General features: G+C 47.5%; 20 protein-coding genes. 15 read left to right on the top strand and 5 right to left on the bottom strand.

From position 1 onward, the window contains the following. The first annotated feature begins 156 nt into the window (after positions 1-156). The 3 genes from ACFI32_RS13140 (at position 157) to coaE (ending at position 3,181) form a co-directional block, all read left to right on the top strand. Positions 157-1,380: a type II secretion system F family protein gene (locus tag ACFI32_RS13140; RefSeq protein ID WP_462627050.1), complete on the top strand. Its 1,224-nt coding sequence runs from the start codon at positions 157-159 to the stop codon at positions 1,378-1,380. A 3-nt stretch (positions 1,381-1,383) separates the two neighbouring features. Continuing rightward, positions 1,384-2,283, top strand: a complete 900-nt coding sequence (locus ACFI32_RS13135) for a prepilin peptidase (protein ID WP_462627049.1) — start codon at positions 1,384-1,386, stop codon at positions 2,281-2,283. Positions 2,284-2,494: 211 nt separating this feature from the next. Next, positions 2,495-3,181 (top strand): dephospho-CoA kinase, encoded by a 687-nt coding sequence (coaE, locus tag ACFI32_RS13130; RefSeq protein WP_462627077.1) that lies wholly within the window; start codon positions 2,495-2,497, stop codon positions 3,179-3,181. Here the strand turns inward: coaE and rlmB are convergent. Both rlmB and ppnP read right to left on the bottom strand, forming a co-directional pair. Beyond that, positions 3,144-3,914 carry a 23S rRNA (guanosine(2251)-2'-O)-methyltransferase RlmB gene (gene rlmB / locus ACFI32_RS13125; RefSeq protein WP_462627048.1) on the bottom strand — a complete coding sequence of 257 codons (771 nt, stop codon included), beginning with the start codon at positions 3,912-3,914 and terminating at the stop codon, positions 3,144-3,146. The genes coaE and rlmB overlap by 38 nt on opposite strands. Positions 3,915-3,990: 76 nt before the next feature. Then, positions 3,991-4,326, bottom strand: a complete 336-nt coding sequence (ppnP, locus tag ACFI32_RS13120) for a pyrimidine/purine nucleoside phosphorylase (protein ID WP_462627047.1) — start codon at positions 4,324-4,326, stop codon at positions 3,991-3,993. A gap of 488 nt (positions 4,327-4,814) precedes the next feature. On the opposite strand from ppnP, the gene recN reads away from it, so the two are divergent. The 7 genes from recN (at position 4,815) to ACFI32_RS13085 (ending at position 10,194) form a co-directional block, all read left to right on the top strand. Further along, entirely contained in the window at positions 4,815-6,497 is a 1,683-nt protein-coding gene (gene recN / locus ACFI32_RS13115; RefSeq protein ID WP_462627046.1) for a DNA repair protein RecN, read from the top strand. Positions 6,498-6,607: 110 nt separating this feature from the next. Next, positions 6,608-7,171 (top strand): YqgE/AlgH family protein, encoded by a 564-nt coding sequence (locus ACFI32_RS13110; protein ID WP_462627045.1) that lies wholly within the window; start codon positions 6,608-6,610, stop codon positions 7,169-7,171. A gap of 161 nt (positions 7,172-7,332) precedes the next feature. Beyond that, positions 7,333-7,881, top strand: coding sequence for a Holliday junction resolvase RuvX (ruvX, locus tag ACFI32_RS13105; protein WP_462627044.1), 549 nt, complete (start codon positions 7,333-7,335; stop codon positions 7,879-7,881). Between the two features lie 76 nt (positions 7,882-7,957). Further along, a complete protein-coding gene (locus ACFI32_RS13100; protein ID WP_462627043.1) occupies positions 7,958-8,455 on the top strand; it encodes a hypothetical protein in 498 nt (165 codons plus the stop codon). A 46-nt stretch (positions 8,456-8,501) separates the two neighbouring features. Then, positions 8,502-8,828, top strand: coding sequence for a sulfurtransferase TusA (gene tusA / locus ACFI32_RS13095; protein WP_462627042.1), 327 nt, complete (start codon positions 8,502-8,504; stop codon positions 8,826-8,828). A gap of 21 nt (positions 8,829-8,849) precedes the next feature. Beyond that, positions 8,850-9,788 (top strand): site-specific tyrosine recombinase XerD, encoded by a 939-nt coding sequence (gene xerD / locus ACFI32_RS13090; RefSeq protein WP_462627041.1) that lies wholly within the window; start codon positions 8,850-8,852, stop codon positions 9,786-9,788. Between the two features lie 67 nt (positions 9,789-9,855). Beyond that, entirely contained in the window at positions 9,856-10,194 is a 339-nt protein-coding gene (locus ACFI32_RS13085; RefSeq protein ID WP_462627040.1) for a DUF3817 domain-containing protein, read from the top strand. 463 nt (positions 10,195-10,657) lie between these two features. Here the strand turns inward: ACFI32_RS13085 and ACFI32_RS13080 are convergent, their stop codons facing one another. Beyond that, a complete protein-coding gene (locus ACFI32_RS13080) occupies positions 10,658-11,155 on the bottom strand; it encodes a hypothetical protein (protein WP_186475313.1) in 498 nt (165 codons plus the stop codon). 762 nt (positions 11,156-11,917) lie between these two features. Between ACFI32_RS13080 and ACFI32_RS13075 the strand changes: the two genes are divergently transcribed. Next, positions 11,918-12,526, top strand: a complete 609-nt coding sequence (locus ACFI32_RS13075; RefSeq protein ID WP_462627039.1) for a class I SAM-dependent methyltransferase — start codon at positions 11,918-11,920, stop codon at positions 12,524-12,526. 99 nt (positions 12,527-12,625) lie between these two features. Here the strand turns inward: ACFI32_RS13075 and lptG are convergent, their stop codons facing one another. Together lptG and ACFI32_RS13065 are read right to left on the bottom strand one after the other, a co-directional pair. After that, positions 12,626-13,786, bottom strand: coding sequence for an LPS export ABC transporter permease LptG (gene lptG / locus ACFI32_RS13070; RefSeq protein ID WP_462627076.1), 1,161 nt, complete (start codon positions 13,784-13,786; stop codon positions 12,626-12,628). 26 nt (positions 13,787-13,812) lie between these two features. After that, the gene (locus ACFI32_RS13065) at positions 13,813-15,084 is read right to left on the bottom strand and encodes an LPS export ABC transporter permease LptF (RefSeq protein WP_462627038.1); all 1,272 of its coding nucleotides are present in this window, start codon (positions 15,082-15,084) and stop codon (positions 13,813-13,815) included. Positions 15,085-15,487: 403 nt separating this feature from the next. Between ACFI32_RS13065 and ACFI32_RS13060 the strand changes: the two genes are divergently transcribed. The 4 genes from ACFI32_RS13060 to sstT all read left to right on the top strand — a co-directional run bounded on the left by ACFI32_RS13060 (position 15,488) and on the right by sstT (position 19,957). Then, positions 15,488-16,096 (top strand): cysteine hydrolase family protein, encoded by a 609-nt coding sequence (locus tag ACFI32_RS13060; RefSeq protein ID WP_462627037.1) that lies wholly within the window; start codon positions 15,488-15,490, stop codon positions 16,094-16,096. A gap of 301 nt (positions 16,097-16,397) precedes the next feature. Next, entirely contained in the window at positions 16,398-18,047 is a 1,650-nt protein-coding gene (locus tag ACFI32_RS13055) for a leucyl aminopeptidase (protein WP_462627036.1), read from the top strand. A 6-nt stretch (positions 18,048-18,053) separates the two neighbouring features. Then, positions 18,054-18,530: a DNA polymerase III subunit chi gene (locus ACFI32_RS13050; protein WP_462627035.1), complete on the top strand. Its 477-nt coding sequence runs from the start codon at positions 18,054-18,056 to the stop codon at positions 18,528-18,530. 224 nt (positions 18,531-18,754) lie between these two features. Further along, positions 18,755-19,957, top strand: coding sequence for a serine/threonine transporter SstT (gene sstT / locus ACFI32_RS13045; RefSeq protein WP_462627034.1), 1,203 nt, complete (start codon positions 18,755-18,757; stop codon positions 19,955-19,957). The last annotated feature ends 85 nt before the right edge of the window (positions 19,958-20,042 follow it).

Here is a 20,042-nt window from a genome sequence, read left to right as displayed (position 1 = left end):
TATGAAACTAAAGTATTATCATTAAATAGTGGCAAATCAGTATAATTTTAAGCAGATTTGATAACCTATTATCGTTTATGATAGAGGTTAAGCAGCGCTTAAGCGTTACTTGCTATTTATTTAATAACCAGATGGCATCACACTTGGGGTAGAGACATGGCAAAAGCAAAAACGGATATGCTAATGGATTTTGTCTATGACGGGGTCAATCGGCGCGGACAAAAAATAAAAGGAGAGACCACCAGTCGCAGTTTAGAGCTGGCGAAGGCCACATTACGTAAACAAGGCATTACCGTCAAAAGTATTAAGAAAAAACCAAAAGCACTATTTACCAGTAAAAAAGCCATTAAACCCATTGATATTGCTATTTTTGCACGTCAGCTGGCCACCATGATGAAGGCTGGCGTGCCATTAACCCAGTCTTTTGAAATTGTCGCCGATTCACTAGACAATCCCAGCATGAAAGAGCTAGTCTTACAGATTAAGGGTGATATCGAGGCAGGTGGTACCTTTGCTTCTGCTTTAAGAAAGCACCCACGTTATTTTGATGATTTGTTTTGTTCTCTTGTCGACTCCGGAGAGCAATCAGGCGCACTTGAAACCATGTTAGAGCGCGTGGCCACCTATAAAGAAAAAAGTGAGCTGTTAAAAGCCAAGATTAAAAAAGCACTGAAATACCCTATCGCTGTTATCGTGGTTGCTGTTATTGTTACTATTATTCTTCTGGTAAAAGTGGTACCTGTATTTTCTGGTCTGTTTGAATCTTTTGGTGCTGAATTGCCTGCCTTTACCCAAATGGTAGTTGGTATGTCTGAGTGGATGCAATCATGGTGGTTTATACTTATCATTGTTATTGGTGGTTCTATTATTGCGTTTTCTGAAAGCAAAAAGCGCAGCAAAAAATTTCGCGATTTTTTAGACCGAGCGACCTTAAAGGCACCGATATTTGGCAACATTGCCTATCAAGCCGTGATTGCCCGTTTCGCCCGTACTTTGTCAACCACGTTTGCCGCTGGTGTGCCATTAATCGATGCGCTCGATTCAACTGCAGGTGCCACCAACAATGTGGTATTTTATAACGCCACCCAGCAAATCAAAAATGACATTGCCACAGGTCAACAATTGCAGTTCTCCATGCGCAGTACCAATCTATTTCCAAGTCTCGCTATTCAGATGGTGGGTATTGGCGAGGAAGCAGGTAGTTTGGAAGAGATGTTAGATAAAGTCGCGGTGTATTATGAAAATGAAGTAGATAATGCCGTTGATGGCTTGACTAGCTTGATGGAGCCCATGATCATGGCCATATTAGGGGTCTTGGTCGGTGGTTTGGTTATTGCCATGTACTTGCCTATTTTCCAAATGGGCTCAGTCGTAGGATAGTAGATGCCATTCATAATATTGTTGCAAGAAAACCTAACCTTAGCCGTCATTCTTTTTACTATTTTAGGATTGTGTGTCGGCAGTTTTTTAAATGTGGTTATTCACCGCATACCGCTGATGATGCAGTATGAATGGCGACAAGAATGTAGCCATTTTCTGGATCATCAGGCAGACATGCCGCAGGAACACACCAAAGCTTTGCTGCAAATAACCGCTACAGACACGCCAATTACGCTCAGTCGACCCGCTTCGCGCTGTCCGCATTGCGCTCATAAAATTACGTGGTACGAAAATATTCCGCTGCTCAGCTGGCTGGTACTGCGTGGGCGCTGCTCAGCCTGCAAAAGCAGCATCGGCATCCGCTACCCTTTGGTCGAATTGATCACAGCGATATTGTCTGGGCTGGTGATTTATTACTTTGGGGTCACTACTGCTGGATTGTCAGCACTGCCTTTGGTTTGGACGTTAATTGCCTTAACTGGGATTGACTTTGATACCCAGCTGTTGCCTGATCGCCTAACCTACCCTTTGGCAGGCTTAGGCTTGGCCGTCAACTCGCAAGGCTGGTTTGTCTCCCCCACTCAATCTATCTGGGGCTTACTCATTGGGTTTTTGTCATTGTGGGTGGTGGTAAAGATATTTTACTTATTGACCAAAAAGCAGGGGATGGGGCAGGGTGACTTTAAACTGCTTGCCGTGCTTGGCGCGTGGCTCGGTCCACTAATGTTACCGCTGATCATCTTATTGTCTTCATTACTAGGTTCGATCGTTGGCATCATTTTAATGAAAAAACAAGGTGAGAGTCGACCATTCGCATTTGGCCCCTATATCGCGATTGCAGGGATTATAGCGTTACTCTATGGTAATGATATTGTCAGCTGGTACTTGGACATGTATGTTTGATATACAATCATACTCACAAGACAACTAACTCTCTGACACACCATCTACCACTAAAAACCATAAAGACATCAGCGAGCAGGTTGGGTAAATAGATAACGATCTCACCTGCTCACTGTGATAGGAAGGCTACATTTTTGCGTTGTTTTTATTTTTTATGCTAACAAACCAATAAGTCAATTTTATGTCAACACAGACCCATCATTCTGCAACTATGACACCACAAACTATTGCCAAAAATGGCAATACTGCATCCATTCACCCTGCCAGTAGCAGAAAACTGGTGGTTGGATTAACTGGTGGTATCGGCAGTGGTAAGTCAGCGGCCAGCGCTTGGTTTGCCACACAAAATATCGATATCATCGATGCGGATGTTATTGCCCATCAGGTAGTGGCAAAAGGCAGCCCAACGCTAAAAAAAATTCAAAATAAATTTGGCGACTGGGTGATTAATGAATCGGGTGAGATGGACAGATCAGCGGTGCGTACGCATGTGTTCACTCACCCTGATGCCTTAATTGAGCTTGAGTCTATCACCCACCCTGCGATCCGTGAAGCAGCAAAACAACAGCTGGCAGCCAGCACCTCAACCTATACGATTTTGGTTGCGCCGCTGTTGATTGAAGGTGCGGAGGCAGGATTGGTCAATCTGTGTCAACGCGTACTGGTGATTGATGCGCTAGAAGAGACCCAACTGGCGCGTGCCAGCCAGCGTGATGATCAAAGTGTCAATAAAATCAAAGCCATCATGGCCAATCAATTAGGCCGCGAGGCACGCAATCGCCACGCCGATGATGTGGTGGTCAATGATGATAACTTGTCTGAGCTATACGCCAAACTCGCCCCACTACATCAAAATTATCTTATGCTTGCCCAGCAGCTAGCGTCCGCTGCCGGTTAACCTCATATAAGGCCATACCTGTAGCCACACTGACGTTTAGGCTTTGCAAGTTGCCATGCTCATTACCTGACATGGGAATATAGACCAGCTCATCACAGCTCTCCATGGTCAATCGGCGCATGCCCTCCCCTTCAGACCCCATAATAAGCGCGGTTTTTCCTGTCAAGTCAGCAGCATGCAAGGGCTTGGCGCTCTCATCTAGTGCCGTACCAAAGACAAAGACACCTGCATTTTTGATTTGAGTTAAGCTGCGGGCAAGATTGGTCACACTCACAATGGGCATAAGCTCCGCCGCTCCGACTGAGACTTTGGAAACGGTCGGTGTCAGGCTGGCCGCATGATGTTTGGGACACACTACCGCATCGACACCCATCGCCACCGCCGTGCGCAAGCAGGCACCGAAGTTATGCGCGTCTGTAATTTGATCCAGCACCAGCAACAAACAGCTGTCACGCTGAGCAATAGTCGTCAGTAACCCTTCATCTGCAAAATTAAGCGGGCGCGCATGTAGCACCACGCCTTGATGCTGCGGACTGCCACACAGCTGAGTCAGCTTGTCTTTTTGGGTGGGTTGCACACTCACGCCATTATCTTGTGCGGCGCTGATAATCGCCTGTACATGGCTGTCGGTTTCACGGCCTTGTTGTACAAATAAGCTGAGCGCGTCAATAGGGCGATGCTCAAGCAGCGCGTCAATTGCATGAATGCCATAAAAATAGCTGGGTTTTGCCATAGTGACTCTACTGTGTAAAAAGTGGTGATTGCAGGAAGCAATCAAAGATAAGCGGCAGCGGTTAACCTACTCAGTATTAACCCTCTAGATGACAGACGTATTGTACAATCTCTTCGGTACGCAAATTAAAGCTGCTGTTGCCTTCAACCACAAATGACTGACTGGCACGGTAATAGCTAAAATCTTCATCACCATTAATTTTGACCTCGCACGTGCCGCTAATGATTTCAATACGCTCGGAGGTATTCGTACTAAAGTGGTATTGCTCAACCGTATGATCACACGGTAGGATAACGCCCAACGTCTTATGACGACCATCTTCAAACATAATAGTATGGCTTGAGCAACGCCCATCATATGATATGGTGGCTTGAGCATTGATTGTCACATTCTTATATTGTGCCGCTGACATAGTGGCTTCCTCATCAAATAATTATTACCAAACTAAAAAATAAGTAACTGCATAAACCCTAGCCACGCAGCGCTCATCTTATATACATTGTGTAAGATGAATTACGGTTAGGTAAGATTATGCTACCACATTATATCTGTAAAGTTTGTTACAGCACATTCAAAAGCAGATCTACAAATGTGGCTGGGTACAGATAACGCTACTCTTATAGATAAAATATCGTATAATTATCAACGCTTTTGCTGCCGCTCTATCCGTTATTTGCTTGGCAACAAAACTGGTCGCAAACGGCATCATATGACCCTATTAATGCGGTATGATACGTGATTTGGCAGCACATACCATGCCAATGCGATGATTGCGACACTGTCGATACTACTGATAGTTCTGGTTGCGAGGCCTGTTGGATGGCAGTGCGTGGCGATCAGTATATCCCTTAACCAAGATGGCAACGACGGTCTGATACCAGTCTGCCATGAGAGGCTTTGATGCTATTATCATTAACCTTATACCAGTTTGCGCTGATTGATGAGCATGAGCTGAGCTTTGCTGAAGGCTTTAACGTCATTACTGGCGAGACAGGCGCAGGTAAGTCGCTACTACTTGATGCACTCGCCTTATGTGCTGGTGGCCGCGCCGATAGTTCGATGGTTCGTCACGGTGCAAGTCACGCCGATGTCTATGCCCAATTTGACGTGACTGACAACACCCTTGTTGCCAGTTGGTTTGCAGAACATGAGCGCACACTCGATGAGCCTGAAGTATTGATTCGCCGCCAACTGAGTAGCAGCGGCCGCTCGAAATCGTGGCTAAATGGTGCGCCTGTCAGCTTGGCTGAGCTCAAAAGCTTGGGCTCGCTCTTGGTCAATATTCATAGCCAACACGCACAGCATGCATTGCTCAAGCCGCAATTTGTAGTGCAATGGCTTGATGAAATGGCGCAAACCACAGCACTTGCCGCACAAACTGCGGAGCACTATCAATGCTATCAACAGCTCAAACGCCGCGCTGATGACATTGCAAGCCGCGAAGCGCAGCGCCAAGATCGCATTCAATTGCTCGAAAATCAGCTGAGTGATATCGCGCCGTTATTGACAGTCGATTATGAAGAGATCGAAGCGGAGCACGAAGAGCTCTCCAACATCGAAGCGCTGATGACCGAGGCCAGTCATGGTTTGCATTTGCTTGATAATGATACGGATGAGCCAGATGTCATGACCCTGCTGGGTCAAGCCATCAAGCTTTGTGATCACCAAGTGGGGGTCAGTCAAACCTTTAGCCAAGCCTCAGAACAACTGTATTTGGCGCAGCAGCAAATTTCGGAAGTGACCGCCCTGCTTTCTGACTACGCCGAGCAGCAGTTGCCTGACCCTGAGCGCTTGCAAACGCTAGATAACCTCATCAGTCTGGCGCATCGCTTATCACGTAAACATAACCTACCTGCCAGTGACCTGATTGCTGAAGCCAAGATATGGCAAGCACAGTTAACTGAACTTGAAAACGAACCCAGCAGTGATGCCATGGCAGTTCACATCGAAGCAGCATGGCAGGCGTATCTAAGCCTAGCCAAAAAGCTACACAAAGCACGTACGCAAGCTGCTGAACCTATTTGTGCGCAGCTGGTCGAGCAGCTACAACCGCTCGCCCTACCCAATGCCCGCTGTAAGTTTGTCTTTCATAAAAAAGCAGACCAAGCACAGTATAACGCGCAAGGCTGCTATGATATCGACCTACTGTTTAGCGCCAATGTGGGTATGCCCATGCAGCCACTACACAAGATTGCCTCTGGCGGTGAGCTGTCACGAATGGCGCTGGTGATGCAGGTGTTACAAGCAACCAATGCCGATCACAATGCCGCCAAGCCCATGCTGGTCTTTGATGAAGTCGATGTGGGTATCAGTGGCGGCACTGCTCAAGTGGTGGGCGCCCTGCTACGCACCCTCGGACACACTCAGCAGCTGCTCGCCATCACCCACCAAGCACAGGTCGCCGCGCAGGCGCACCAGCATATCTTGGTACAAAAGCACCACCGTGAACAAACCCAAAGCGAGCTTGTGGTCGTATCCAAGCAAGATCAAATCGACGAGCTGGCGCGTATGTCAGGCGGCGTGATCATCACAGATGTCACACGAGAGCATGCCCGCAGTCTATTAACGGATGTCAAATCATGAGTATCAAACCCCATACAAACGCGGCGGCGCGGTGACAAGGCATCTGTTGATTTTTTAGGTGATATCGCCATATAGTAGTGCTTCATTCGACTGATATAATGCTTGTTTTTATGCCAAAGACCAACTTGACCCATCATTTTTTGATTGCTGCGCCAGAGATGTCCGACCCTAGGTTTACACAGGCACTGATCTATATTTGCCGCCATGACCCGCAGGGTGCAATCGGTTTGATGATCAATCGTCCGCTAGAACAAGCACGTGTTGGTAAGCTGCTCGAAGACCTAAGTATTGATGTCACCGATGCACAGGTGATGGAAGACTTGGCATTAGAAGGTGGGCCGATGTATCCTGAGGTGGGTTTTGTGCTCCATACTGGGCAGCCGACGTGGGCCTCTTCTTTCGCCATTTCAGAAAATGTCTGTATCACCACCAGTCAAGATGTGCTCAAACGTATCGCGGCTGGAGAAGGCGTTGGTCATTACCATTTGTGCTTGGGGCATGCCAGTTGGGATAAAAAACAGCTGGATCGTGAGCTTGAGAGTGGCGACTGGCTGGTTTGTCCTGCTGACTTAACTTTACTGTTTGATACGCCGTTTGAGGAGCGCTGGCAACTGGCCGCCGACAAGATTGGGGTCAATTTTGATATCTTAAGCAGTGATATTGGCCGCGCCTGATTGGTATATATGGGTATATAGGGCCCCTAGCACTGCTTGTACTTCTCTGATCATAATTCTCTAATAGATAGGCAACCAGTCGATCCACGCCGACAACCTCCAAACCGTGTACCACTTTTTATCTGACGCATAGGAAAGCCCCTGATACGATGACACCAAATATGATAACGCCTGATATGATGACCACTGACACGACAACAGCAAATGATATAAACCGCTCACCTACGGACGATAGTATAGGCGCTCCAAAAGCGCATTTATTACTAGGTCTGGATTATGGCGTCAAAAAAATGGGCATGGCGCTGGGTAACAGCGTCACTCAAACCGCGCGCGCCTTTGATATTTTAGCGATGAATAACGGTCAGCCTGATTGGGACAACTTACTGGGTATCATCGATGTCTGGCGCGTATCACAGATAGTCGTCGGCCTGCCGCTGAATATGGATGGTAGCAGCTCTATGCTGTCTAAACGCGCGCACAAATTTGCGCGCCGCTTGGCACACCGACTGATAGAGCAGCATATTCCTGCTACGGTGATCTTGTGCGATGAGCGTCTGACCTCCGTTGGTGCGCGTGAGATAGCATGGGAACAAGGCTGGATTCAAAGTCCGCGCGACCCAATTGATGACATTTCTGCCTGTATTTTGCTGTCGGCCTATTTTGCTGATCCTGACAGCGCGCTGCCGATCACTGCGGTTCAAGCGGAATAAGCAATCGTTTGTTGTGCGCCCTTTTTGCCAAGCCTATCTGATGGCTTGTGCCCCTTTTATAAAATGATGATGCATTATGACCACCATCCCTGAGCAACCCTCGCAGCATGGCTTTGCCCCGCTTGCCATTGCCCGTATTAAAGGCGCGCAGCGTGCCAATACCATTGCCATTTATCTGATTTATGCGGCGATTGGGGCTTTTGTCATTTTTGGCACCATCGCCAGTATCAAGATGTTCCATGACAACCAGATTCTTTATCAGCTGTTTTATAACTTGCCCTATGCCTTGGTTGCGCTGACCATTCCGATCACTCTTTACGATGCCTTTGTGATTTATCGTTATCGCTTAAACCAGCCCTCAATGATTGCCATGAGTATTGGCGTATCGACCATTATATTGCTTGGTGGGTTACTGTTTGCTGATACGGCGTGGTTGGGACTGTCCTGCTGGCTTGGCGTCGCGTTTTTATTCAAAGTCAGTTTTAAGCGTTTTTTTAATTTTTTAGACGTGGCGGCCACGGACGAAACCCTAGAGACGGCAGAAGTAGCCGACTCCGAAAATACGACCCAGTAAAACGCGCCACCCATAAACCCATCTACCTTGCTTTATGATAACGACTATGACCACTTCTATACCAGATAACACCATCGACCATCGCTTAGACACCCAAGGGCTGATTTGCCCTGAACCTGTGATGATGCTGCACCGAGTCATCCGCAAAGCAGATAGCGGCGAGGTGATCGAAATACTGGCCACCGATCCTGCTACCACCCGCGACATTCCTAATTTTTGCCGTCATTTGGGTCATGAGCTGATGACTCAAGAAACGCTGGCGGAAAACATCAGCCTAGATACTGACCCTGATGAAATCACTGTTGATGACGATGATGAAACGCCTACAAGCGCAACGCTGTATCGTTATGTGGTGAAGAAAAAAAGTGCTTAACCTTTATCCGAGCATCGCCCTATGAGCCGTGACCGCGCCGTACAGCAAAGGCAACCCAAAGCGCTGGCAGTCGATGACGAGCATGTCTATCTGACCGAGTTTCGTCAAGCCATGCTCGCGCGTGGTCTGGCAACGCGGACGCGCAATGCTTATATCCGTGACCTACGCCTATGTGAGCAAATGTGCCCTAGCGCACTCACTCACTGGCAAGATACGGATGTCCTACACTGCTTAGCAATGCTGAGCAAAGATGGCAAAACCCCGCGCACCCAAGCGCGGATGCTCTCAAGCCTGCGTCAGTTTTATCTATGGATGATTGCGAGTAATTTGCGCGAGGACAATCCCTGCGAGCGTATCAAAAGCCCAAAGCTCGGACGACCGTTACCAAAAGATTTGAGCGAAGCCGATGTCGATAATCTCTTGGCGGCACCCGATACCAGCACCGCACTTGGGCTGCGTGACAAAGCCATGTTAGAAGTGCTCTACGCGTGCGGTCTGCGCGTCAGTGAGCTGATTAACCTGTCACTTGAGCAAGTCAACTTAAACGCAGGCTGGCTACAAATCACTGGGAAAGGCAATAAAACGCGCTTGGTGCCACTGGGCGAATATGCCAGCGATGCGCTAGAAGATTACCTGTCGCATGGGCGCGGAGAATTGATTGCCCATCTAAAATCAGGCAACTGCCAAGCGGTGTTTTTGACCGCGCAGGGCGGCTATATGACGCGGCAGAACTTTTGGTATTTGCTTAAAAAGTATGCCAAAGTTGCCAGTATTGATAAAGCACTGTCACCGCATACCCTGCGCCATGCCTTTGCCACGCATCTGCTTAATCATGGTGCCGATTTGCGCAGCGTACAGCTATTACTTGGGCACAGTGACTTGTCCACGACGCAAATCTATACCCATGTGGCGACGGCAAGATTGCAGCAATTGCATGCTGATCATCATCCGCGTGGGTAACTTTTGGGTAGCGTGGTGGGCAGAATTGTCATTAAATATTGATTCATAATTGTCAGAGGAATACACCGTGTCGCACGCCGAGCCATCGTCCAATCCCGCCCTCACCCAAGCGCAAGAATTTGCGCTCAAAAAACTGACCATTATGGGTTATTTGGAAGGCACGTCCTTTCTGCTGCTCCTAGGTATCGCCATGCCTCTCAAATATATGATGGATATGCCTGAAATGGTCGGCTACGTCGGGCCTGTGCATGGGGTATTGTTTATCGCCTATATCGTTGTGCTCTTTATCACGGCGCATAAAATCAAAATGCCGCTGTGGGCGCTCCCTGCTGGTGTGCTTGGCTCATTTTTGCCCTTTGGGCCGTTTGTGTTTGATCATTTGTTAAAGAAGCGGTTGGGGAAGTAAGATTAAAGTTTTTTGTATGCTGGCAACGCTTAGGAATGTAATATAAAGAGTTATCTTCGAAGATAAAAAAATGGCAACAGCTCTAAAGCCATTGCCATTTTATAAAATTAAACTCTAGCAGTTAAAAATCGAAAGACAACTGCTGATTTGGATAACTACGACAATGTTCACAAACGCGTTCCCAGCGTTTGAATCTATACCGCCAGTACCAACGTACATGAACGGCTTTAGGGTAGGAACATTCTTTAGCCATATAGGCCTCCTGACTTCTTATAATTAATGAAATATCAATTTACAAGTAGCCACAGAGGCATAGACAATGCCTAACATTTAATATAAAGTATGTGTGTACCCTTCGAAAGTACAAAATACCTTTAAATTATGATAGTCATCAACCTCTGAGACTACTCATTTTTTTTGGTTTTTAATTTCTAAGCTCAGCAATTGCCGTTGCTGAGCTTTTTTAATCCTCCATATTTTGTTCCTCCTCTTCGCTCACTGGTTGTAAAGAATAAACGCCTTTCTTACTAGGAAGAGAATATATTAAATTTTTACTAATCATTCTATATAGCTTTGCACCAAGCTTTTGACGCTCAAGTATCTCACCAGTTTTATGGTAAACTCGAATCATTATTTTATCGATACTTGCAATACCACCCAGATCTTCAACAACTTCCATTAATAGGAAATCCTGTTTATCTGATTCAGAGATATTAAGTTCTGCAATTAGCTCAGGAGGTAAACCAATAAGGTCATTAGGAGTGATATAGATAGAGTTTGAGGAGGGTTTTTCTCTACAGTTATTTTCGATAAACTGCTTTAAAGATAGAAAGTCCTTGGACCTATTACGGTAGGCATCAGCTCTTACTTGATCACCTTGCTGTTCAAAATGACCACTACGTGCAACTTGATAAGTTGCTTGTTCGTTGACAAAATCTAGTACTTTGGGTAAACTATCCATTACTACCTCATGTAGTATGCGTAAAAAAATGGTACAGCCTAAGCTGTTTAATAATCCATTACTCTATTTGAAAAACTGCTCCTGAACGCTCTCTTTAGTCGGATAGCTCGCTCAGGGGCTTTTTCTTGTCTCTATAACTTAGATTCTATTGCATACTTTAATGCAAGTCAAGATGGTTAATTGAGATTTTGAAGTATAAAGCAATGAGTAACGCGATTTTTAAACAAGGCCAAGAGCTGAAAACTAAGTAAAACAACTAATTTACTATATTTTTCAATATGTTACGTAGAAAAAATCAATTTTGTCATATATATTTGATATTCAGTTAACTATATTTTAACGAATATAACTTGCTCAAAAATTTAAAATTAACATATCGACGTCTTAGAAATGCTGTTTATCATTCTTTAACAGCTGTCTTCCCCATTTAAATCTCGCAATAATACAATAGTCGCCTTACGGTGCGGTTTAGCCCTGACTGGAGCAGTTATCCTGTCATGACTGCTAGATTGCAAAGGCTTGGTAGGTCAGGATGTCGCGGTAGCAGCAACCTGACCTGTCTATAGCCGTGCCCTAGCAGATATGGCAGATAATAGCGGACGGCAGGATCAGCTCCTATCACAATTTTTGCAATAACGACGTCCCACAATACAACAGATAGCTGCAAACCTACCCTTTTCTCGTTACAATACCCATCATACGATGCGCACTGTCTGATTGGACAACGCACCCCCTTTTACCTATCTATTATTTGAGACTCCCATGAGCCATAGACCACCTGCTGACCTCCTCAAAAACGCCCAACACTGGCGCGAAGACATTCATTTTCAGCAAGACGTGCTGGGTAAGCCGTTTGATTTTGCGACCACGTGGGGTATTTTTTCACCGCAAAAGCTCGATGATGGCAGTTTGATGCTGCTGGATTATGTGGATTTTCAAGACGATGATGATTCAATCGACTTGGGCTGTGGCTATGGCGTACTTGGTATGACGGCAGCGCGCGAGTGCCCGAACGGTCAGCACACACTGATTGATAAAGACTTTATGGCGGTAGAATATGCACGCCGTAACTGCGAAAAAAATGGTCTAAACAATGTCGATGTGCATTTATCAAATGGCTTTAACCATGTGGCAGCGGACAAAAACTTTAGCCTTGTGATGTCGAACTTGCCTGCCAAAGTCGGTAAAGAGCAGCACTATCTATACTTCCTCGATGCTTATGCGCGCATGCGTCAAGGTGGGCGTTTTTATGTGGTCACCATTAATGGCTTGCGTCAGTTTATGAAACGCTCGTTTACCGAAGTGTTTGGCAATAGCGAAAAAATCAAACAAGGCAAAACCTATACCATTACCATGGCAACCAAAGAGTAATTTTTGCCACTCAACCACAAAAGATCGCCATAAAAAAAGCACGCTACATTAAAGGTAGCGTGCTTTTTTATTAGTTCATTCACGGATATGGGTTGTCTGCTACATCTGCCGTTTGATCAAATAGCCGCCGAGCACGGCGCTACCGATAATCGGTAACAGCACCATCAGCATGGGCGAAAACCCAGTCGCTAGAGAGATAAAACCAACCAAGTCCTGAATGTAGCTAAAGAGCAAACCAAACAGCAATGCTACGACGATACGTAAGCCCAAACTGTGCGTGCGTAGCGAGCCAAAGACAAACGAGCAGGCGACAATAACCAGTGACAATATCGACAAAGGCGAGAGTAGCTTTTGCCAAAAGGCGACTTCGTGCTTGATCGAGCGCTTGCCTTGTAGACCCATCAACTGGTGATGTGCATACAGCTGCGTGAGCGACATATCGTCCGCATCACGCGTCAACAGTGCCACCGACTCAGGTGCGAAGGGTAGGCTTAAGGTATCTGACGCCAAGCGCGCTTGGCGACTGTCAAAGCCTTGGGTGATGCTCAGCTCGGTCATGTTACGCAGCTGCCAGTTGTAGCGGTATTGCTCATCAACATCGCCGTGAGCTGGAATCAGCGTACGACCAGAGTAGTGCCCACCATCCGCACGAATCGCCGTTTGCAGGTTGCCCTTGTTATCTAAATGCCAGCGCTTGACTGTGCCGATATTGCCTGCCACATCAGCGTAGTCAATATATAAAATATCACTGCCATCAGGTCTTATGCCCTCTTCTTCGCCATTACCTGCGACTTGATAGCGCGGCAGCGCTGTCCAATAGCCACGTACCGAGATGATTTGATTGGCATCATCATCGTTGTTGATCGCGTGTGCCAGCTGATTGGTATGTGGCAGTACAAACTGATTGATACTCAGAGCCAGCAGCACAAAAATAAAAGCAGGCTGTAGCACCCAGCCGACGATACGATAAATACTCACGCCTGCTGCGCGCATCACCACCAGCTCACTTTTATTGGCAAGTAGTCCCAAGCCTACGACCGCACCCAGTAGCGCACCTGTGGGAATAAACTGCTCTAAAAAGTATGGCGAGCGATATAGGATATAGGTGAGCGCGTCACCCATGGTGTAGCTGTCGCTCAAAGAGTCAAGCTCAGACAGATAGGAGAACAGCACTTGTAGCGCCCACAAACCCATCACAGCGGCAACAATAGCCAGTAGCGCATTGATTTTGACATAACGGCTGAGTACTTTAAGGCGCATAGGCTTAGCAGATAGCGATGAGGCCATTAGCGTGATCCTCCTTCTGTGCCGCGGTGTGATGGATTCATCAACATAGCATCGCTATGATCGCCACGAAAACGTAAGCGCTGCTGGATGCGGCTACTCCAGTTGAGATACAGCGCCAGCCCCATAAAACCCAGAATCAACCAGGCATATGACCAAACATTGACGCTGCCTTTACTGACGGCATTTTTTAGAGAAATAATGCCAAGCGCGCAGCTGACAAACAATAAAATAGAGGGAAATAAACGCAGCCAACGCCCTTGCCGTGGTCGTACTTGTGCCAATGGCACCGCCAGCATCGGCGCGATAATCATCAGCCACGGTAGCGCGAACCGATAACCCAGCTCGCTTTGTGCCGCGCGCATGGTAGTAACATCACCATTACTATTACTGCTTGAGGTGTCCAGTGCGGCTTGCCACAATGGCCCGATTGGCTGGGTCTCAATATTGTCTTCGGTCACCACCTCTTTTGAGCGTGAACTTAACGTGATGCGGTAGCGATCAAAGCTGACTTGATTGTATTTTAGGCTGCCTGCTGCCACTTCATAGCGTCGTCCTTGGAACAAATCCAGCTGGGTTAAGCCGCTGCCACCACTATCTACCTGTTCGGCACGCTTGGCTAAGGTGATGATGTCTTTACTGATCGATTGCTCACTGTTATCAATGTTAACAGTCAAGGCGCGGGGCAACTCAGGCATGTCTGGTTCGTCATTGGCCGTATCAACCGTATTACTGACTGCAGACTTTTTATCTGCACTTTTACTCTGAATCAGTACCACATCTTGCAACTGCTTTCTGTCATCGCTCAGACTGCCCACATACAAATGATAATCGCCGCTGTTGATAAACTCATTGGGTCGTATCAAGTCAAAAGCATTATTCAATGCTTGCTGCTGCCAAACGGTTTCTGAAGAGCGTACTCCCCATGGCTTACCCACGATGGACAGCGCCGCCTCACCAACAAACAGCGCCACTATCAGCGGCGTCATCAACCGTGCCAGCTTGCCGCGTGATACACCACTGGCGTTGATAACCGCCATTTCTTGATCAACATACAAGCGGCCAAAGACCAGCATTAAACCAATAAAAAACGCCAGCGGCAAAATCAGCTCTAAAAAATACGGCAAATTATAACCGATGATGGTAAACAGCAAGCTGATATCCAGACCACCTTCAGCAGCAATACCAAAGTAGCGTATCAGACGGCCACCGAGCATCAGCACGACCAAAAACCCCAATACCAAAGCAGTGGTTGAGGCAACCTGACGGGTCATATAGCGGCGTAATATCACAATAGGTACTCTTAGCGGTTGGTGGTGCTGCGGTCTTTGAGCAGTGGGGTGATGCGGTGATGCAAGTCTGGGCCTTGGTATTAAGGGTATCGAGCTATTGAAGCGGCCAAACGTAACCGCTAATGCTAGCATGTTTTGTGCTCAGATGGCGGTGAAATGTGTTTACAAACATTACCCAAATCCAATTGGTCATACTAAAAGGGTTACCCAGTACATCTGCTCACACAGACGCCACATAGCCACTATAGATGCACACATTGTGCCTCTGTTATTTGGTCGCTGCTTGATTTACCATGATTGGGTTTGCAGCATTTCTAATAATAATAACCTGTGCTGTTTCAGATCTGTCACCACTATACCTTTACCACTATAAACGGAGCTTTCTATGTCTACGCCTTCTACCCTGCTCGAACTCTCTGGCGCTGAATTTCCCACATTAGAATGGTCAAACTGCGCGCTGGTATTTATCGATTATCAAAATGAATATGTCGATGGCGCGATGCCACTCGATCACTTGGGCGAAGCCGCCAGCACCAAAGCACGTTTACTGCTCAACAAAGCCCGCCAAGAAGGCGCGCCCGTCTTTCATGTGATGCATCATGGCCAAGAAAACGGCAGCATCTTTGATCCGCTGACCGAAAACGTCACCATTATCAAAGGTCTTGAGCCGACCGATGGTGAACAAACCATCATCAAAACCCATCCCAATGCCTTTTATGACACCCAGCTCAACGAGTTGTTACTCGCCACCAAAAAGCCGCAAGTGCTGTTTGCAGGCTTTATGAGTCATATGTGTGTCAGCGCCAGTGTTCGTGCAGCGTTCGATCTTGGGTTTCAAAACTTTGTCTGTCACGATGCTTGTGCCACCCGTGATCTGCCCAACTACGATGGCGGCGTGATGAGCGCAGAAGTGGTTCACAGCGCCGCGATGAATGCGCTACAAGACAACTTTGCCACTGTGGTATCCACCGACAAGCTGCTCAACTTGGGTTAACAAACCTCAGCTTAGGCCGTGTCAGTGCCAATCATCTGCAGCAAATGTGTGTGTAAACATTACCAACACCTTGCAGACTGCGCACTTGTCCGGTGATATGCTACACTACGGCACACGTTTGATGCGCCCCTTTATCGCCATATCAAACGATGTTAAAGCACCATGATAAGCATAAAATAACAACGATCATCATGATTCTCATTTAGCCATTATACGGCACTTTTATTGACTCATCGACGCGCGCCAATTGACGCCATACTGGCCATGACAGCGCGCCTCGCATAAATAAGGATAACAATATATGAATATCAGCTTAACCGCTCAGCTTCCGCAAACCCATACCAAAAAAATCATCAAAAAACCGACTGCCAAAGATGCAAGCTGTCTGGTGGTATTGGTTGATGACAACAAAAATATTCTTGCCAATGCAGCTGTCAATGAGTACCAAGCACGTATTGAACAACTGATTGAAGTCTCTCACTTCAATGGTAAGGCGGGCGAAGTCGTCGCGGACTACGCTCTGGCGGGTGATAAAAAAACCACCAAGCAAAATCCCATTCAGCTGTTATTGGTTGGCGTGGGCAATACCAAAAACCTCAGTCATAACGTGCTACAAAAGACGGCCAGTACCATTTACCAAAACACGCAAAAGCGCGTGACTGCCATCACCATCGCGTTAGGGGATGAGTTAAACAGCGACCAGTTGGGCCAGTTTGCCCTCAACTTGCTAGCCGCGACATACCGCTTTGACAAATATAAGTCAGAAAAAACCTCACCAGTATTGACCGATATTTACTTATTGGCTGATGATACGCTACAGTCAGCGCTCGACTTTGCCAAAGCCGTGTTTGCCGGTCAAAGCCTCACTCGCGATGTCGCCAATGAGCCGGGCAATATCTGCTTCCCCGCCTATATGGCAGAGCAAGCGCAGGAGCTGGCCAAAACCTATCCTGATCTGTTAAGCGTCACTGTATTGGGTGAAGCGGATATGTCAGCGCTCGGCATGGGCTGCTTTTTGTCTGTCGCTCAAGGCTCGACCAAAGAAGGCAAACTGGTACTGCTAGAATATCAAGGCAAATCCGCCTTTTCTGCCAGTAACCTGACAGCAGCGGCAGAAAAAGCCAATAGTGGCCTCAAAGCCCTTGCTGGTAAGCTGCCCAACAAAAAAGCCAAAGCCAGCCAAGCCAAAACCAACCAAGAAGAGTCAGAGGCGGCTATAAACACAGAACACGACGCGCCCATCGTCTTGGTCGGTAAGGGGGTGACCTTTGACTCAGGTGGTATTTCAATCAAGCCGGGTGCGGCTATGGATGAGATGAAGTTTGATATGGGCGGTTCAGCGTCCGTACTCGGCACCATCAAAGCCTTGTGTGAAGCGCGTCTACCTATCAACGTCGTGGGCGCACTTGCCTGTGCTGAGAACATGCCATCAGGGGATGCGACTCGCCCCGGTGATATCGTCACCGCTATGAATGGCAAGTCGGTTGAAATTCTGAATACAGATGCCGAAGGCCGCTTAGTCTTGGCAGATACGTTGTGCTACGTGCAGCGCTACAAGCCTGCGGCCATCATCGATGTGGCAACATTAACTGGCGCCTGCGTCATCGCCCTTGGTCATGTGCGCTCAGCGGTATTTAGTAACAATGAAGATGTGTTGTTCGAGCTTGAAAATGCCAGTAATCAATCTGGTGATTTGATCTGGCACATGCCGATGGACGATGCGTATCAGTCACAGCTTGACTCGCCCATCGCTGATATTCAAAACATCGGTGGCCGCGCCGCAGGTTCAGTCACTGCTGCTTGCTTCTTATCTCGCTTTATCGAAGACGGTCAGGCGTGGGCGCATTTGGATATTGCAGGTACAGCTTGGAACTCAGGCAAAGACAAAGCCGCGACAGGCCGCCCTGTACCACTATTTATGCAGTATCTAAAAAACAGCGCTGAGGCATAAGTCTCGATGCAGATCAGCTTTTATGTGTTAAGTGACGCTAAAGCCCAAGATATCTTGGGCTTTATTTGTCAGCTGACCGAGCGTGTCCTCAGCAAAAGTGAGCAGTCCTTGCTGATTTTAACTGAGGAGTCAGCGTTTTTAGCGGCCGTTGATGAAGCGCTGTGGTCGCACGATGCGCTCAGCTTTATCCCGCATCAGCGTCTGCCAGAGATCGATGAAGCTGACATCAATGATGCTCCAGTTCGTAGTGCCGATTTGCCTGCTCCTGTTTTGCTGGGCAGTTATCTACCAGCCGACTTTACTGGTATTGTGCTCAATACCACGGCTCAGGGTATCCAAACCTTTATGACGGACATGCATCAAACGCCGCCCAGCCGTGTGCTGGAGCTGATCCAGCCTGATACAGACAGCAAACAAGTTGGCCGTGATAAGTACAAACATTATCAACGCCTAAACTATGAGCTGACCCACTTTCAGGTGTGATACGGCTTAACACTCATGACTTTGTTCTGTGGTTTATCATAATGACTGCCGCGCTTTGATAGCGCGGCTTTTTTATGGCTGCGCCGCCTTTATAAGCAACCACATACCTTACTGAGGTTGACCAATGGCGGTAGGCGAATATTCAAAAAAATGCTACCATCCCTCCCCATTTATCATACTGTTTGTACAAAGTGTTAATTATTCATTAAGTTGAGGGTGGAGTGATGCGTTCATTAATAGCGATGTATCAACGAATAGGGCTGGTGCCGCTGATTATTATCGGCTTGGTACTGGGTATTTTGATTGGCTGGCTGGCACCAAGTGTCGGTATTGCGTTGGGTTTGCTCGGTACACTGTTTGTCGGCGCGCTAAAAGCCGTGGCACCCATACTGGTCTTTACACTGGTTATGGCGGCCATCTGTCAGCATCGAAAAGGCGGTGAAGTCTACGTCAAGCCCGTCTTGATCATGTATATTTTTGGCACCTTTTTGGCGGCATTGACTGCTGTTGTGGCCAGTTTTGCCTTTCCAACTGAGTTGGTGTTGGTCAACAGCGCCGTTGAACAAGTGCCGCCTGCTGATTTGAAAGAAGTCTTGACCACACTGCTCTTAAATCTCGTGGCCAACCCAGTCAGTGCCATTGCCAATGCCAACTATATGGGCATTTTGGCATGGGCGATTGTGATTGGCTTTGCTTTGCGCAGTGCCAGTGACACCGCGCGCGCGGTAGTGATTGACTTTGCAGACGCCATCTCGCAGGTGGTCAAATGGGTCATCGCTTTAGCGCCTTTTGGTATTTTGGGCTTGGTAGCCAATACCATTGCCGAGACAGGCTTTGCTGCTCTCGCAGGTTACGCCCGTATTTTGGGTGTACTGGTCGGCTGTATGCTGTTTATCGCCTTGGTCGCCAACCCATTGATTGTATTTATCAAAACACGCCGCAATCCTTATCCACTGGTATTTACTTGCCTGCGTGAGTCAGGTATCACGGCATTTTTCACTCGCAGCTCAGCCGCCAACATCCCTGTGAACATGAACCTTGCTCACAAGCTGGGCATCCACGAAGACACCTATTCAGTGACCATTCCATTGGGCGCGACCATCAATATGGCGGGTGCTGCCATCACGATTAATGTCTTAACCTTAGCGGCGGCGCATACCCTTGGCATCGAAGTCAGCTTTGCGTCAGCACTGCTGCTTAGCCTGATCGCCACCATCAGTGCGTGCGGCGCCTCAGGCGTGGCAGGTGGTTCACTATTATTAATCCCACTGGCCAGTAGCTTGTTTAGCATCCCTAATGATATTGCCATGCAAGTGGTTGCGATTGGCTTTATCATCGGTGTGATCCAAGACTCTGCCGAAACGGCGTTGAACTCTTCTACTGATGTGTTATTTACCGCCGCTGCGGATCCCCAATATTCTCGCTAATCCACCATTTATCGATGCACGTACACCACCAAAAAAGGGCACTGACTGAACTGACCCCCAAATGTTGGACGGTTTAGTTTATAAT

The sequence above is a fragment of the Psychrobacter sp. PSi21 genome, from assembly GCF_054960615.1.
This window is presented reverse-complemented; position numbering and strand designations above follow the sequence as displayed.

Bases quoted from the DNA above. Each gene is read 5' to 3' on its own strand.
- ACFI32_RS13140 (WP_462627050.1), top strand. From the start codon at position 157: ATGGCAAAAGCAAAAACGGATATGCTAATGGATTTTGTCTATGACGGG.
- ACFI32_RS13135 (WP_462627049.1), top strand. From the start codon at position 1,384: ATGCCATTCATAATATTGTTGCAAGAAAACCTAACCTTAGCCGTCATT.
- coaE (WP_462627077.1), top strand. From the start codon at position 2,495: ATGACACCACAAACTATTGCCAAAAATGGCAATACTGCATCCATTCAC.
- rlmB (WP_462627048.1), bottom strand. From the start codon at position 3,914: ATGGCAAAACCCAGCTATTTTTATGGCATTCATGCAATTGACGCGCTG.
- ppnP (WP_462627047.1), bottom strand. From the start codon at position 4,326: ATGTCAGCGGCACAATATAAGAATGTGACAATCAATGCTCAAGCCACC.
- recN (WP_462627046.1), top strand. From the start codon at position 4,815: ATGCTATTATCATTAACCTTATACCAGTTTGCGCTGATTGATGAGCAT.
- ACFI32_RS13110 (WP_462627045.1), top strand. From the start codon at position 6,608: ATGCCAAAGACCAACTTGACCCATCATTTTTTGATTGCTGCGCCAGAG.
- ruvX (WP_462627044.1), top strand. From the start codon at position 7,333: ATGATAACGCCTGATATGATGACCACTGACACGACAACAGCAAATGAT.
- ACFI32_RS13100 (WP_462627043.1), top strand. From the start codon at position 7,958: ATGACCACCATCCCTGAGCAACCCTCGCAGCATGGCTTTGCCCCGCTT.
- tusA (WP_462627042.1), top strand. From the start codon at position 8,502: ATGACCACTTCTATACCAGATAACACCATCGACCATCGCTTAGACACC.
- xerD (WP_462627041.1), top strand. From the start codon at position 8,850: ATGAGCCGTGACCGCGCCGTACAGCAAAGGCAACCCAAAGCGCTGGCA.
- ACFI32_RS13080 (WP_186475313.1), bottom strand. From the start codon at position 11,155: ATGGATAGTTTACCCAAAGTACTAGATTTTGTCAACGAACAAGCAACT.
- ACFI32_RS13075 (WP_462627039.1), top strand. From the start codon at position 11,918: ATGAGCCATAGACCACCTGCTGACCTCCTCAAAAACGCCCAACACTGG.
- lptG (WP_462627076.1), bottom strand. From the start codon at position 13,786: ATGCGCCTTAAAGTACTCAGCCGTTATGTCAAAATCAATGCGCTACTG.
- ACFI32_RS13065 (WP_462627038.1), bottom strand. From the start codon at position 15,084: ATGACCCGTCAGGTTGCCTCAACCACTGCTTTGGTATTGGGGTTTTTG.
- ACFI32_RS13060 (WP_462627037.1), top strand. From the start codon at position 15,488: ATGTCTACGCCTTCTACCCTGCTCGAACTCTCTGGCGCTGAATTTCCC.
- ACFI32_RS13055 (WP_462627036.1), top strand. From the start codon at position 16,398: ATGAATATCAGCTTAACCGCTCAGCTTCCGCAAACCCATACCAAAAAA.
- ACFI32_RS13050 (WP_462627035.1), top strand. From the start codon at position 18,054: ATGCAGATCAGCTTTTATGTGTTAAGTGACGCTAAAGCCCAAGATATC.
- sstT (WP_462627034.1), top strand. From the start codon at position 18,755: ATGCGTTCATTAATAGCGATGTATCAACGAATAGGGCTGGTGCCGCTG.